Source organism: Nonomuraea sp. NPDC003560, from assembly GCF_042878785.1.
Lineage (GTDB): Bacteria > Actinomycetota > Actinomycetes > Streptosporangiales > Streptosporangiaceae > Nonomuraea.
The window spans coordinates 1-1,354 of the sequence record NZ_JBIAOF010000041.1 but is presented as its reverse complement, the minus strand read 5'-3'; the positions used below and the strand labels follow the sequence as shown (position 1 = coordinate 1,354).

Genomic DNA, 1,354 nt, shown 5'->3' with positions numbered 1-1,354 from the left:
AGAAAGATATGGATAATAATTTTTGGTTAATTATGTTTTTTGCATGGTCATGTTTTGGTTTTACTTCTATGGCAAGAAAAAAAGATAAGGACAAAAACAATGAAAATAATTAAACGGACTTTATTATCTTTTATGGCATTTGACGTTAAGTCAAGTTTTTAGAGTAACAAACGTAGAATTTTAATCTATTTATTTTAAGCACTTACCTTTTCAAATTGATTAGGTGTAAGATACCCTAAACTTTGATGGATTCGTTTTGAATTATAAAAGGCTTCGATGTACCAGAAAATACTCTGATAGGCTTCTTCAAAGTTCTTATATTTAAATTGATACACCCACTCTCTTTTTAAATGTCCATGCCAAGATTCAAGACTGGCATTATGATAAGGGTATCCCCTTCGACTGAAAGAGTGAGTCATCCCATAATACTTAAGCAACTCTTCATACTCTAGACTCGTATACTGGCTTCCTTGGTCAGAATGAAGAATAACAGCTTCTGGATAGTCTTGTGATTTAATGGCCTTATTTAAAGTTCTTTGCACTAATTCTACAGTCATTCGCTTGCCCAAATCCCAAGCAATGACTTTTTTAGTATAACGATCCATAATGGTTGAGAGATAAGCCCATACTTGGTGAGTAGGAATATAAGTAATGTCGGTTGACCAAACCTTATTTTTCTTTGTAGGTTCAGTCTGTATAAGATTTTTTCGATTGATGTGATCACTTAGTGAGTATCCAGGCTTAAATTTCTTAATGACTACAGACTTGAGTTGAAGTTGCTTCATTAGCTTCTGTACCAGTTTTAACCCGACTTTTTCCCCTTGTTTAAGTAGAAGATGATGAATTTTAGGAGCACCATAGATTCCTCGGTTAGCATTGAAGAGTTGAGAAATTTTGAGTGACAGGTATTGTCTCCTTAATTGAGTTTTAGATGGATGTCGGTTAATCTGTTCATAATAACTTGATTCAGGAACATCAAGGAGTTGACAGCTTAGTCTGACATTGAGTGCTAAAGTTTGTATGGTTTGAGCCATATCCGCAGCACTCACTTCTTTTTCTCGGCGAATATGGTCAATACTTTTTTTAAGATGTCTCGTTCTTCCTTAACTTTAGCCAGTTGTCTTTTTAATTCTAGAAAATCAGCTTTAGAGACGGAGCTTTCATTAGATTTAGAGTAGAGGTCTATCCATTTATAAATTGTTGCAGGGGCCACGTCGTATTCTTTAGACAGCTGGGTGACGGATTGACCAGAATGATAGAAGGCGATAAGGGTTTCTTTAAATTCTTTTGAGTAGCGTTTTTGCATGTTTTTGTCCTTTGTCTAAATTATACAATAGTGACTCTAAGATTTAAG

1 protein-coding gene is annotated in these 1,354 nt (G+C 34.6%); it reads right to left on the bottom strand.

All coding sequences use genetic code 11. The features are described 5' to 3' along the window. Nucleotides 1–194 precede the first annotated feature (194 nt). A protein-coding gene (locus tag ACFYUV_RS51410; protein ID WP_387683449.1) for an IS3-like element IS981 family transposase occupies nucleotides 195–1,306 on the bottom strand; the annotation gives its coding sequence in 2 pieces (ribosomal slippage) (nucleotides 195–1,090 and nucleotides 1,090–1,306; 1,113 coding nt in all). Nucleotides 1,307–1,354: the final 48 nt, after the last annotated feature.